Raw genomic sequence first — 13,381 nt, forward strand, 5'->3', positions numbered from 1 at the left:
GTCATGGACTATAAACAAGAACTGAAAAATTTCTTTGGCGAGCGGTGTTTGCCCGATGAACCGATGGGCAATCATACGACGTATCGCACCGGCGGCCCGGCCGAGGTATATGTTTATCCCGCCACAGCCGAAGAGTGGGGTTTTGTCTTAAAATTAGCCAGTGCGTATAATATTCCCCTACACATTTTAGGTTTCGGTTCTAACATTTTAGTCGGCTCCAAAGGTGTACAAGGCATTGTCTGCTCCACGAAACACATGCAAGCCATTTCTCGTGAAGGCAACAATATCAAAGCACAAGCCGGGGCCGCTTTAGATAAAGTCTGTGAAATTGCCGTACACGCCGGATTAGCCGGTATGGAAAAGTTATCCGGAATTCCGGGAAGTGTCGGCGGGGCCGTTTATATGAATGCGGGCGCATTCGGGCAAGAAACCTTTGACAAATTGGAATATTTTGACGTAATTGATTTGCAAGGCCGCCCGGCTACTATTTTGAAAAATGATATTTCGTATGCATACCGCCATGTAGAAGGTATTGAAAACTACATCGTTCTGTCCGCTGCATTTAAGTTGGACAAAGCCGACTTTACCCAACTGGTGGAAACGCGCCATAGCATTCTTCATAAACGCATTGAAAAACAACCGTTAGATTTCCCAAGTGCGGGGAGTGTGTTCAAACGACCTGCTAACGATTACGCCTCGCGTTTGATTGACGATACGGGGCTGCGTGGCTTGTCGGTAGGTGGAGCGAAAGTATCGGAAAAACACGCCGGATTTATTATCAATTTCAACCGCGCTACGCCGGAAGATATTTATGAACTCATGAAGCAAGTGCGTCAAAAAGTAAAAGAAAAACACGGCGTAGAATTAGAGTTGGAACAAATCTTATGGGGCGAATTTGCGTAAGTTTTTCCGTCGGAGACATGGAAAAAGTTGACGCTTAGGCCCCAGGTAAGATATAATATAAGTACGAAAAAATTTGAGTTGTTTGGAGTCGTGGTGTAGCCTGGTTAACACGCTGCCCTGTCAAGGCAGAGACCGCGAGTTCGAATCTCGTCGACTCCGTAAAAATTTGAACCCCCCTTATGGGGGTTTTAATTTTTGTGAAGTATCGAGCGGCATAAACTGCTTTATGCCGCGTCGAGATTCGAAGCCCACAGCGATGTATGAGTTTTGCCGTTAGGCAAAGGCGAATACCGCGAGGGCGGTTCCGGGCAAAATTTCCGTCAGGAAATTTATGCAGGACGAATCTCGTCAACTCCGTATTTTAGTTTTTGATTATTAGCATTTATCCCCGTTAGGGTTAAACCCCGACGGGGATTTTTATGCACCACTTTGAGCATGCGCTTTTTGGCAGATTTTTGTGAATTGTAAAGAATCTTTTGTTTTTATGCTGACCGGGGATGGGTAGGAAGTGGCGCACGTGCTTATAAATATCTACGCCTTCACGCTTCTTCTGGGCCTAGAAGTCAAGTTAAAACTTAGTGCCAATATAGTCAATAGCGTCTAGTCCGGCATCAAAAGCATATTCGTAATAATCTTCCCAGCGACCTGTGCCTAAATGGTGGCATAAGCACATAAGCCACGGTCCATACTTGTTTTTAGCGTACGTTCGCCACACGCCAAACATCAGAAGCGGATCCTTGAGCCATTTGCCGTATTTAGTTAAAAACATCAAAATATCGTTGGGAGTTAGTTTGTCCACCAGTTTGCGCGGCGCACCTTCGGTTGGATTAGTTATATACTTTCCGTCTTGCATTTTGCCCATACACACGATCGTGCCCATCACAGCCGGAGCGCCCGTGCATGTATAAAATGCTACGCCCTCCTCTTCGTGTTCAATGGCTTTGGAAATACGTTCATAAATTTGATAGCCAAATCAATCGGGCTATGATGATAACAGTTCATTTTATCCAAAAACGGCTCTCCTTTGTAGGTAAGTTGGTAACGCATAAAGTGCTGCACGGCTTCCCTCTTGGGATAAATATATCCTCTATCTCTAAGCCCCTTACTGTGTAAGTAAATAAATAAATCATCCTCTGTCACCTTTTAAGCGCATACAACGCATCAAAAAGTGCCTCTAATTGCACATCTTCGTCTTCTTTACTGCGTTTCCATATTTCAACCATGTCATATTGTTTCATAGTTTTTCTCCTTTTTTATAGAATATAACATTCGCACGACAACCTGTTGTCGCATCATTTTGCTATACTATAAGTACCATAGAGAGTGTACGAGGGGCAAGCCCGACGACTACACAGCAACCTGCCCAAGCAAGGTGCTAATGCTTGAAAGATGGGACCTCTTACCGTTTAAGCCCATCTTTGCGATGGGTTTTCTTTTTGATACTCCTGTGGAATTTATCTAAAAAGAGGTAGTTATGAACATAGTTCTTAACAATATGTATCAAAAACAATTGCCATCGAAACACACCGATGACAATGCTAAATTGGAAGTGGGGTTATTTAAATACCTTTACGATAAAAAAATAATCACCCACGAAGATTTTCTAAAAGCTGGCGGAGATAGTTTAAAACATCTTAAATTCCCGACGGAAATGAACGTTAAAATAAAACTTGCCGGCATTCGTAGTTTGCATGTTTTTTTAACTGAAAAAAAAGAGGTCGGATTTTTAGACGATTTGCAAAAAGAGCACCCCGAGTCCTATCCGCAGATTCAGCATTATTTGAAACACTTTTATTATAAAGTTATCCTACAAATGATTAAAAATCACCATACGATGCAAATGAAATTCAAATATGCCATGCTATGCGCTTCTCTACGTGGTATGCGCGGTGAGATATCTACTATCCAAACAAACAAGGAGCCCCAATATGACAAATAATTTTTTTCTAAATGCACCGGAGTTAAAAAAACACTTATCATATATTAACGAGAATTTAGCCGATCCGCAATATAATAGTTTTATTATTACGGGAGACTCAATCGGCGGTGCATTTGCCTTAGAGCAGTTCGTGCGCGATTTGAAACAAAAACATCCCTTGCGGGAAATTTTGGTCTTTAATACACACAGCATACATGATTTTATTAAAAAAACGCCCATAGAAATGCTAACTAATTTTTATCGGTTACATATCAGTTTAGCAACGGTAATTTTAACAGAATTGGATGTGGAAGGATGGACAAAAGAAGAACAGGATAAACTAGCGGTATTTCTTAAAACACTGACCAAACATTATGTTCAGGTAGTGGCTGCCTTCAATACAGGAGCGAGCCTTACACCCGAAATGTGGAGTTGGTATATGTCCGGTTATCAATACCACTTAAATTATGGACTTGTCAGTTATAAAAAGGATTTAACCTGTTCGCTCACGTTGGCGCAAGACAGGAAACGTTGGCACTGGCTTTCGCGCATACGACAAACATATCATTTTGGCGAGTTATATCCCGGTATTTTAATGCAAGATGACGAAATGGTTTTCAACGGGTTTATGCTCATGGAACTTGGACTTTGCTGGTTGGGCAAATTTACACCTCCCGGCTATATTTTCCCACGTGCCGTCTGCCCCACTTGCGGCAAAATAAAGTTACTACCTTATTCTTGTATCGCTTCGGCATTATCCGGTGGGCATGTGATTAAATTTCATTGCCTAAATTGTCACGAACGCATAGCTACCAACAATGCAATAGATTATTATCGCATCCTACGCACCTATGGAACACGTTACTGTTATATTGCCAAACCGCTGCCGGTAAAGAATTTTCCGATCTGCTTAAAAAAGCAGCCGAAATGGATCCGGAGTGGGCAAAATCGGCTTTGAAAACGTACACGTATCAAGTAGGCGGAAAAGAATTGATATGGATGGATTACAGCGATATTTATAGCAACTTATACATTAAAGACTTTTGGAATATAAAGGATGAGTTTAGAAACAGCGATCAATGTTGCGTAGAAGTATGCATTGAATCCAATGATACTTTTTGTTTCTGGACATTTAACGGCGAGAAAATTCGCATGCAAATTAAAGACGACAAAATCACCTGTTTGGACGTGCAATTTACCAAATAAACCTCATCTCTGCAATCGGCACTTTTTGATCAGCATAAAACACGGACACCCGTGGTATTTCTCATATACCCACATGCACGGGCAATTCCATTTTAAGCCATATAAGCACATTGCAACGATTACATAGAAAAAATAGAAAAACGCCGGGTGTACATATAACCCCAATAGCCCAAATACCGTCATCATGCCCGATTTGGAACGGTATGAAAAGGCCGTTTTTTCCGGTTTAAGACTATATCCCAAGTATAAGTGGATAAACACAAGTCCGCCTAATACAGACAGTGTAATTTGGTGAGCCGCCGTAAAATAACACAGGGCAAGCGCCAGTACCAACCGAACCAAGACACTCCACCCGCCCGCTAAAGTCACGCTCAACATCCGCACATTATTTTGGTAAAGGGCATAATCGGGATTTTTTTGCAAAAGCCACTGTTCTTCGGCCTTAGCGCGGCGCACCATCAGCGGCAAGAACACTCCGCTTACTACTATCCATGTAAGCGCGTTGGCCAGCATGAGGCTTCCGCACCAACACCACAGCAAGAGCGAGGCATACATGGGATGTCTGGCTAAGGCATAAGCACCTGTGGTGCGTAACGGATGATCGGTTTTTATTTCTATTCCGTCAGACCATAAAGTACCGATGTTCAATTTTGCCCATACGTGCCAGAGCGTAGCGAACAACAAGCCTGCTGTCCCAAGTACAAAGAAAAAATACTGCGCGGCAACCGGCAAACGCACTTGCCCCCAAGAACCGATCCAACACGGAAAAAGCATCAAAACCAATAGCAACATTTCCCGCGTAGAAAAAAAGTGAGCGCGTTGTTTCTCAAGCACTTGAGCAGCCATACGGTGCTCATAAAATTTCCATACTACCGCTGCTAACAGGATAACACCCGTTATATATATGAGTATAATTCCTATCAAAAAAAGAGTGGGATTTTGAGCCCGCTCACTAACTTGCAGTATCCACGTTATCATGCGCACGTCTCCAAATAATCAAAATACATACCGGGATAAATGCCACCGCCAGCCATTGGTACACACTTAATTGCAGCCATACCCGGGGTTCTGTTCGCCAAAATTCAATAATAAAACGCATTACTAAATACGATAGCAAATACACCGGAAATAACAAATCGGCACGTTGGGTGCGCCGATAAAACAGATATAAACAACCGGCCATGACAAATTGAAAAATACTTTCCAGCAGTTGAACAGGAAAAGCCAACGTCCCCCCGCAACAACCATTTAAGTAACAACCGATCTTTCCGAATCCGATAGTAACCGCCAACGGAATTACAAACCTTCCGCCGAAACCGCCTGTATGACCGCTACATTTTTTGTATAAGTTAATCGCTAAAAAAGCGCCCAATATACCGCCCATCACGCTTTTGCCTTGCAAGATATAACCGTACCAACCGTACGAAAGCCATATCGGCACTTTGGCGCCCACAATAGCACCGATAAAAGCGCACACATAAATAGGTAACCGTACCGCTTGCGGCGGGCGGGGCATCTGTATTTTATAGGCCAACAGTCCCCCTACGATTAAACCGATACTGGAACAAATTGCGTAAGCAAGCATAGTATTAGTTAGCAAGGGCTATAATACCCATACAGGTCATAAACAACAAAAAAGGGATACCGATAATCACACCGGCCACAATCAATAATACAATGCCTATCTGTTTCTTAACGGAATAGGGTTGCCCGGTTTGTTCGGTTGTCTTGGAAACCGACTCCGGCAGTGAAGACAAAGGGTTTTCTGTATTATTTTGTTCGTTAGAAGAATTATTATTTTCTACCATGTTATGACTCCTTTAAGCGCATTATGGACGCAAAACGGAATTACTTTTCCGTGCCCGACACTTACGCCTGTGCAACACTGTTGAGCACGTTGCCAATCAAACGTGTCTGCGTCCATAAAGTTTTTTACAATAATACGCACAATTTTCATATCCTTGTGGCAAGAGCCGTTGCCTTGAGCGAACTCTTGCAGTTTGTCCAACATAAAATTGCTCCCCAAAACGCGACCCACAAAACATTTACATACATTTTTTTTCATGTAATCTAAAATTGTTTTATCAAAGGCAATCCGGTTGGAAATTTGTGATTTACATTTGGAAAAATCTACATAATCACCCAAAGAATATACGTTATCGCCTTGGCAGAACAAAAAGCCCAAACTGGTGCAATTTTCGTGCGAACATGGCAAAGGGATTAAATCTTTATACTTCATATATCCGCTGTTAGCCACCGCCAGTAAAATATCTTCCTGTAACACCGACGGTATAACGCTACCGACGGCACTTCCCACTTTTGTTAAACGCTGAAACGTAATACCGGAAATATGTTTCATTTCTACGGCTAATTTCAAAATAGCCGGAATTTCTTTTAAGTTGCCTTGATAGACGGTAACCGCCAAACAAATTTTGATTGCGGCTTCGTTTAATTGTTTCAAAATTTCTTGCTTTTGTGTTAACAAGGATTTCCCGCGTAGGGTTTTATATACTTCATCATCAAAGCCGTCAAACTGCAAATAGATCTCTACCCGGTCCTTATGTTGTTTAATTAACTCAAAAACAGCGGTGTCTGTTAACAAATTAAGCCCGTTCGTATTGATTAAAATACGTCCGATATCTGCTTGCAAAGCCGTTTGTAAAATCTCGCCAAATTGCGGATGCAGCAAACACTCCCCACCGCTGATTTGTAACACATCCAAATGGCCCTGCTCAACCGTTAACAATGTTTGCAAGCGGGATTTAAATTCTTCCACCGAAATATGCCGGGCAGATTTCTTTCCGAAATAACAAATCGGGCAAGCCAAATTACAGGCATCCGTTATTTCTATAAGGCCGGTGCAAATGTGTTGTTTATGTTTCTCGCACCAACCGCAATCGGGGCCGCAATTACCATTAAAAGCGCTAACGGCTTGAAAGGGTTTCCCTTCTACGTCATACGTTTTATCAAAAAAGCGCTCGGCATCCTTGGCTATTTGTACCTTAAACGTCCCGTGCTGCGGACAGGTTTTTTCCAGCCACACATCACTTCCCCGTTGTACTTTTACGGCGGGAATTGTTTTTAAGCAAATAGGGCACAACGCTTGCGTTTCTTGTTTCATAATTGATAAGTCCTACTTATTTAATGCCATCTCTTTTAATTTTACATAATCTACTTTACCGGTCCCCATCAACGGAATTTCATCCATAGGACAAATGGTTTTGGGAACGGCCAGTTCGCTCAATCCTTTTTCTTTGAACGCCGTTAATAAATCACTGCGTTGGGCGTCTTTTTGAGTGGTAAAAAGCACCAACTGTTCGCCTTTTTTCTCATCGGGCACGTTCACTACGGCGTGCATTTGATTGGGCCAAAGCGCACTCACTTCCGTTTCAACAGCGGTCAGTGAAATCATCTCACCCGCAATTTTTGCAAAGCGTTTGGCGCGGCCCAAAATAAACACAAATCCGTCTTCGTCCACGCGCACAATGTCGCCGGTGTCATACCACCCGTCTTGTGGAGGTTCTAATACACCGGGGTTGCTGTCGCGCAAATATCCGGCCATAATGTTGGCCCCTTTTACTAATAATTTTCCGCCGTTTTCCACCCCCGGAATTTGTTCCAACTTATATTCGATACCCGGCATAAAGCGGCCCACACTGCCGCGCTTAAAATACATAGGCGTATTGACCGCCATAACCGGGGCAGTTTCGGTTGCGCCGTATCCTTCCATAATACGCAAACCGAATTGGTCGTAATATTTGCGGATGGTTTCTTCTTTGAGTTTTTCGGCCCCTACAACCGCCAAACGCACCGAATAAAAATCATACGGGTGCGCCATTTTGGCATAGCCGTTGAAGAAAGTATCCGTACCGAAAATCAATGTAGCATTGGTATCGTAAATCAATTCCGGCACAATACGATAATGAAGCGGCGACGGATAGAAAAATACCGTCACGCCGGATAGCAACGGAAGCAATGTTCCCCCCGTAAGTCCGAAGGAATGGAAAATCGGCATTGCATTAAACACGCGGTCTTTGATACCGAAATCAAGCACACTGCGCACTTGCAACAAATTGGCTTGTAAATTTTCGTGGCTGAGTACCACCCCTTTGGGGGTGCCTTCACTACCCGACGTAAATAATACCACGGCCGGATCTTTGGAAGTTACTTTTCCGCGTACGCATTTATAATAGCGGCGCGGGAAATAAGACGCCAATAAACCAACTGCTTTATCCCAAACCGTAATTCCTTTTTTCAAATCTTCCAAATAGACCAGTGTAAGTCCCGCTTCTTTCAGAGCGGCGGCCGTTTCCAATAAGCCACCTTGCTCTAAAAAGGTTCTAGATGTAAAGACCGTAGTAATTTTGGCGGCTTTACAACAAGCAATCATATTTTTTACCCCGGTAGAAAAGTTCAACATACAGGGAGTAATACTAAAAGCGCGCATCCCGAAAAAGGCCACCACACTGGCCGTCATATTCGGCAGTAAAAATCCGGCCATTTTGTCCTTTTTCTGGCGTTTGGCAATTTGTTTACCCAGCACAAATACCGCCGTTAAAAATTGCCCGAACGAGAGCCACTTGCGGCTGGCATCCCCGATAATTCTTTTCTTGCGGCCCACCAATTCATACGCATCTAACAAAGAGTCAAATAAAGTTTCTTGTGCATGGCCCGCTTCATATTTCATGTTAACCATAATGTCATAGAGTCCGCGGGAAGCGGCCAAACGGCGCGCCTTGCCTTTGATGTTTTCATCAATTTTTAAGGTTTTCGGGGCCTGAATGGTAATAGAAATTTTACTTTGCGGACGCGTTTTTAATTGCGTACCGAAACGCGAGAAAATAGAATATTGGCTGCCTTCCAAATAAACAGGAAGCAGTTGCGCATTACTTTTATCGGCAATCATAGCCGGCCCGGGATAAATTTTCATCAGCCCGCCGGTGGTAGTAATACGCCCTTCCGGAAAAATAACCACCCGCTTGCCCGATTTTACTTCTTCAATAATGGACTTTACAGCCATCGGATTAGTGGGATCAATCGGAAAGTATTTAATCAAATGCAAGAAAGGTTTCACCCACCATTTTTGGCTGACGTATGTATCAATCGCAAAATGCAAATCGCCCGGCAAATACACCCACAGCAACGCTGCATCCAAAAACGAAGTGTGATTGGCAATAATAAGCGCATTTCCTTTTAAGTTCTTCCAATGTTCTATTCCGATGACTTTGACGCCATATACCCAATTAAGTATCCGCGTCATAATCATGCGGATAATGTGGTGCGGCAAGAGCCCGCAGATATAAATAGCCGCCAACGCGTTAAGCAGCGCAATGACTCCAAAAACGCCCGGAATCGTAAAATGCATAGACAGCAACAACGCGCAGAACCCGCTACCCAACACCATAAAGAGAGAATTGATAATGTTGTTCGTGGCAATCACGCGCGAACGTGTATCTTCGTCGGCTAAAAACTGGAGCATTGCATTAAGCGGCACCACATATAAACCGCCACATACGGCAAAACCGAGCAAATCAAACGTAATGCGTTTGCCCGCAAATGTCAATAAAAACGCTTTATAATCTACCGGCGATAGTGACGGCACATAACCCGAAGTAGCACATGCCAAATCGGCTAAAAACACCGTCATCAAAAGCGCACTGATCGGAACGTACTTGCTGGTAATCTCGCCTTTTACTAAAAATTGACAGAGTAAGGAACCAAGCCCAATTCCGCACGAAAACAACGTCAGTAAAAATGTAAACAGCCCGGGCGTACCGTTCAAAATATCATGTGCCAAAGAAGGCATTTGAGCAATGAGAGCCGTCCCCAACATCCAAAACCAAGAAATACCTAAAATACATAAAAAGATATTGTGGTTTTGTTTCGCAAAGGCCATATTTTTCCACGTACTGCGTAAGAAATTTTTATCTACTTTCAAATTGGCATTTGCCGGTTTTTGCGCCGGGATAAACAAACTGGCTGTTAAGCCCAGTACCGCTACGCCTAAAATAATTCCCGGCAACCAATATTCGTTAGCAGCGATAATAATTCCGCCGAAAATCGTACCTTGCAAAATAGAACCATATGTGCCCGCTTCAATTAACCCGTTTCCGGCAATGAGTTGTTTTTCCCCTAATATATCCGGCAAAATACTGTATTTGACAGGGCCGAAAAAGGCAGATTGTGTTCCCATTAAAAATAATACGCCCAGCAAAAGGGGTACATTAACGGTTAAAAAGCCAAGTCCGGCCAAAAGCACAATAACAACTTCCAATACTTTCGTGGCTTTAATAAGAATATCTTTACGGAATTTGTCGGCCAGTTCCCCCGCCACCGCCGAAAATAAGAAAAACGGCAACATAAATAAAGCAACCGCCAAAGACACAATAACCGATTTACTTTGTGCCGACATTTCGGTAACCTTATACGTAATAAACGTGGCCATGGCGGTACGGAAAAAATTATCGTTAAACGCACCTAAATATTGCGTGCAAAATAAAGCCAAAAACGAACGGTTAAAAAAAGTTTTAAGTAAAGATAACATGTTATTTTTCCTCCTGAAGTAACACAAACCAATCTCTTAAAATCTGTTCTATTTGCGGACGCCGCGGCGCGGGGATTTTCTCCGTCAAACTTTTTACCAATCGGTCATATCCCGGCCACGCCGTATCAATTAACTTTTGACCTTTCGGGGTAATGCAAATGATATTTTCACGGCGGCTTTGCGGATTGGTTTGGCGCGTGAGCAACCCCGCCCGCACCGATTTTTCCACCAATTTGGTGATATTACTGGCCGAGGCAATCAGCCGTTTGGACAATTCCACTTGATTAAGGCCCTTGCCATTGTTTTGATAGGCAGCCAACATCAGCAAGTTAAATTGCACCGCAGACAGACCATAGGAAAACAAATATCTTTCCACCCGCGTTTGCAACCGGTTATACACCAAGGCCAGCACATACGTAATGTTTTCGTAGCGACGACCTTTCTTCGGATTGATACCATAAGATTGTAAGTCGGTTTTATTAGTTTCCATATAAATAATTTACTAATAAACTTTTTATTTGTCAAGTATTAAGTAGGTTTTAAGAAAAAGATAATTCTTATACAGAACGTAAAAAACCCGCTTTGAAAGCGGGTTTTTATTTTCGTCTTATACCAATTAGAGAACTCATTTGAGATAATACTTTTCCAATTCGTTCCAACCCCGTTGATGCGCTAGTTGCAAATATGAATCTTGCCGATCTCGCGCCGCCGCCAATCCCAATGCCGCGGAAATAAAGAACATTTTTTCCTTATCTTTCAGTAAAGCGCTTGTATCTTTATCTACATCGATACGATACCGGTAAGGCCGGTAAATAAAATCTGCGGCGGATGAAAACTTCTTTTTGTTTAACCCCACCCGAAAACTTTGCCATATATCGCAAGGCAAACCAGCCCCCACACAAGCAAAGGTAAGTCGGTCTTTTTGCTGTACTAATTCTTCGGACGCGGGGTTGATTCTTCTGATGCCCGGTACCAACTTTTGACGCCCCGCATACACGGCATTTTTGATTCCCAAAGAGGGCAAAATAAAATCGGACACTAATTTAAGCGGGCCCGTCTTATATTCCCAAGAGCCGTCTTGCTTGCGCTCTTTAATACCACGCACAAGCACGCCGCCGAAAATATTTTTTTCACCATCCCCGATAGTAATATCTATTCCGCTTCTATGCCAATAAATTTTCCCGCGGCTGCCTTGCAAGGCAGAATTGTGACGGAATTTATCCGGATGTTCCGGGCTTTCATAATAAAATTCCAATTCGGTAAAATAAAATTCCCGATTTTCCGGCAGTACCTTTAGGCAACAATTTTCAAACAAATAAGCGGCCAACGCATTAAATTTATCAAAGGCATTTTTGCGCTGCGGCAAATCATCACATAATTTACTAAAAGTTTCGTTGGTATTCATTATATTCTCTGGTTAAACAATGTACCGCTCCGCCATATTGCGAAATCTGCTCGCAATCTATCCTCACCAGCGGTTTACAGGTGTATTTTTTCATTATATCAATAACACGGTCATCTTCGGGCAAATTAAATTGCGGCACAAACACGGCGCGCGAAGTTTCCAAAAAATTCACGTAAAGCCCTTTGGCACTAAGCCAATCTTCTTCGTTACCGGCACACAACAGGCGGCACATATCCAACCCATTGGCTTTAGCATACCCGCGTAATATATCCGTTGCTTTACAGTCTAATAACGGGGCGATAGCCAACTCGCCATACAATGCTATTGTCCCTTCCGTTAAAAAATCACCCACGAATTGAATATAACCGTCTATGTGGCCGATTTTGTCATCTTTTTGCTGCGGCAGCCATACTATTTTCTGCACACCTAGCGCACGCTTTAATTCTTGTTCCACACGTTCTTTTTGCGCGGGATTTGATTTGTGGAAAATCGTTTGTTTTTCCAAGCAAAACGCCTGTTTTTTGTCAGGGGCCAGCACAACATTTCCCCCGTCCATACGCACATCACACGGTTTAGCGTGCGGGAAAGCATCTCGCACCTGTTTGCGAATCGCCGCCGTAAATTTAGGCGTATAATTGGCATAACGCGGGTCAAAAAAAAGTTGATACAACTCTCTGGTTTGCATGTTTTGCACGGGCAAAAAATCACGCACCCAAATATCGGGTAGTTCCAACGCACGCACTTCGTGAAATTGTTTTAATTGCGCTGCAAAATGCTCGTAAAATTTCGCGTGGCCGGGATATGTCTTTTCCGTGTACCAAGTAGGTTTGGCCACATAAATAATTTCACCCCTTGCCATTATATATCCTCCGTAATTTCAAAAACACTCCGGCACGTTGTTCCATCGGCAAAATCATACCATGCCAGGCTATACAATGCAGGCGCTTCATGAGAAGATTTTGGAATTTCCAACGTAACGGCCCGAGTTTTTTAAGTATTTTTTTCCACACCGGGCACGTCTTTGATCGGAGTTTTCCTTCTGTCAGACAAAATCTATTTTCTTGCTCATTCCAACGGCGGTAATCATACAGGTGCGCACTTATTTCCAATCCCAGTATCGTCACAGCCAACCGCAACCCGGCAAAATCAATTTGCCGGTCCCGCCGGATATCCACGTCAAAATTATCCAACCCCATATACACCATGCTTATTTTTAACGCCTTATATTTAGCACCGCCAATATGATGATATGTTTTATCCCAATTCATTTTTCTTATAGATTTCCAACACATAATAACTCCTTATTTAAGCCTACTATGAAATGACTTTTTATAAGATACCAAATCGTTGCGACACCACCTTGTCGCTACTGTTTTATACACTTTTCTTATGCTACAATGAGGTA

14 protein-coding genes, 1 tRNA gene and 1 riboswitch are annotated in these 13,381 nt (G+C 43.0%); of the genes, 5 read left to right on the forward strand and 10 right to left on the reverse strand.

Going from position 1 to position 13,381, the window contains the following annotated elements:
- Positions 1-3: 3 nt before the first annotated feature.
- Positions 4-903 carry a UDP-N-acetylmuramate dehydrogenase gene (gene murB, locus ACQY3H_RS02195; RefSeq protein ID WP_428074406.1) on the forward strand — a complete coding sequence of 300 codons (900 nt, stop codon included), beginning with the start codon at positions 4-6 and terminating at the stop codon, positions 901-903.
- 84 nt (positions 904-987) lie between these two features.
- Positions 988-1,062 (forward strand) — tRNA-Asp (locus ACQY3H_RS02200).
- A 409-nt stretch (positions 1,063-1,471) separates the two neighbouring features.
- Here ACQY3H_RS02200 and ACQY3H_RS02205 read toward each other — a convergent pair.
- A complete protein-coding gene (locus ACQY3H_RS02205; RefSeq protein ID WP_428074408.1) occupies positions 1,472-1,783 on the reverse strand; it encodes a hypothetical protein in 312 nt (103 codons plus the stop codon).
- A 431-nt stretch (positions 1,784-2,214) separates the two neighbouring features.
- Positions 2,215-2,299: riboswitch (SAM riboswitch) on the forward strand.
- A 78-nt stretch (positions 2,300-2,377) separates the two neighbouring features.
- Here ACQY3H_RS02205 and ACQY3H_RS02210 point away from each other — a divergent pair.
- The 3 genes from ACQY3H_RS02210 to ACQY3H_RS02220 are packed head-to-tail and all read left to right on the forward strand — an operon-like array spanning position 2,378 to position 4,027.
- Complete coding sequence (locus tag ACQY3H_RS02210) at positions 2,378-2,842, forward strand: hypothetical protein (RefSeq protein WP_428074410.1); 465 nt, start codon at positions 2,378-2,380, stop codon at positions 2,840-2,842.
- The gene (locus tag ACQY3H_RS02215; RefSeq protein WP_428074412.1) at positions 2,832-3,779 is read left to right on the forward strand and encodes a hypothetical protein; all 948 of its coding nucleotides are present in this window, start codon (positions 2,832-2,834) and stop codon (positions 3,777-3,779) included. Before ACQY3H_RS02210 ends, ACQY3H_RS02215 begins: the two co-directional genes overlap by 11 nt.
- Positions 3,749-4,027: a hypothetical protein gene (locus ACQY3H_RS02220; protein WP_428074414.1), complete on the forward strand. Its 279-nt coding sequence runs from the start codon at positions 3,749-3,751 to the stop codon at positions 4,025-4,027. The genes ACQY3H_RS02215 and ACQY3H_RS02220 overlap by 31 nt, the downstream gene beginning before the upstream one ends.
- A 3-nt stretch (positions 4,028-4,030) precedes the next feature.
- Here the strand turns inward: ACQY3H_RS02220 and ACQY3H_RS02225 are convergent, their stop codons facing one another.
- From ACQY3H_RS02225 to ACQY3H_RS02265, 9 genes are all read right to left on the reverse strand, one after another.
- Complete coding sequence (locus ACQY3H_RS02225) at positions 4,031-4,873, reverse strand: methyltransferase family protein (RefSeq protein WP_428074416.1); 843 nt, start codon at positions 4,871-4,873, stop codon at positions 4,031-4,033.
- Between the two features lie 106 nt (positions 4,874-4,979).
- Positions 4,980-5,612 (reverse strand): prolipoprotein diacylglyceryl transferase, encoded by a 633-nt coding sequence (locus ACQY3H_RS02230; RefSeq protein WP_428074418.1) that lies wholly within the window; start codon positions 5,610-5,612, stop codon positions 4,980-4,982.
- Positions 5,613-5,616: 4 nt separating this feature from the next.
- Complete coding sequence (locus ACQY3H_RS02235; protein ID WP_428074420.1) at positions 5,617-5,835, reverse strand: hypothetical protein; 219 nt, start codon at positions 5,833-5,835, stop codon at positions 5,617-5,619.
- Positions 5,829-7,148 carry a radical SAM protein gene (locus tag ACQY3H_RS02240; protein ID WP_428074422.1) on the reverse strand — a complete coding sequence of 440 codons (1,320 nt, stop codon included), beginning with the start codon at positions 7,146-7,148 and terminating at the stop codon, positions 5,829-5,831. Before ACQY3H_RS02240 ends, ACQY3H_RS02235 begins: the two co-directional genes overlap by 7 nt.
- A gap of 12 nt (positions 7,149-7,160) precedes the next feature.
- Positions 7,161-10,571 (reverse strand): acyl-[ACP]--phospholipid O-acyltransferase, encoded by a 3,411-nt coding sequence (locus tag ACQY3H_RS02245; protein ID WP_428074424.1) that lies wholly within the window; start codon positions 10,569-10,571, stop codon positions 7,161-7,163.
- 1 nt (position 10,572) lies between these two features.
- The gene (locus ACQY3H_RS02250) at positions 10,573-11,061 is read right to left on the reverse strand and encodes a MarR family winged helix-turn-helix transcriptional regulator (protein WP_428074426.1); all 489 of its coding nucleotides are present in this window, start codon (positions 11,059-11,061) and stop codon (positions 10,573-10,575) included.
- 135 nt (positions 11,062-11,196) lie between these two features.
- Positions 11,197-11,976 carry a hypothetical protein gene (locus ACQY3H_RS02255; protein ID WP_428074428.1) on the reverse strand — a complete coding sequence of 260 codons (780 nt, stop codon included), beginning with the start codon at positions 11,974-11,976 and terminating at the stop codon, positions 11,197-11,199.
- Positions 11,954-12,835, reverse strand: a complete 882-nt coding sequence (locus ACQY3H_RS02260) for an agmatine deiminase family protein (RefSeq protein WP_428074430.1) — start codon at positions 12,833-12,835, stop codon at positions 11,954-11,956. Before ACQY3H_RS02260 ends, ACQY3H_RS02255 begins: the two co-directional genes overlap by 23 nt.
- The gene (locus tag ACQY3H_RS02265) at positions 12,822-13,268 is read right to left on the reverse strand and encodes a hypothetical protein (RefSeq protein WP_428074432.1); all 447 of its coding nucleotides are present in this window, start codon (positions 13,266-13,268) and stop codon (positions 12,822-12,824) included. Before ACQY3H_RS02265 ends, ACQY3H_RS02260 begins: the two co-directional genes overlap by 14 nt.
- Positions 13,269-13,381 lie beyond the last annotated feature (113 nt).

The organism is Candidatus Avelusimicrobium luingense (genome assembly GCF_902757105.1).
In the GTDB taxonomy this organism is placed as follows: Bacteria; Elusimicrobiota; Elusimicrobia; order Elusimicrobiales; family Elusimicrobiaceae; genus Avelusimicrobium; species Avelusimicrobium luingense.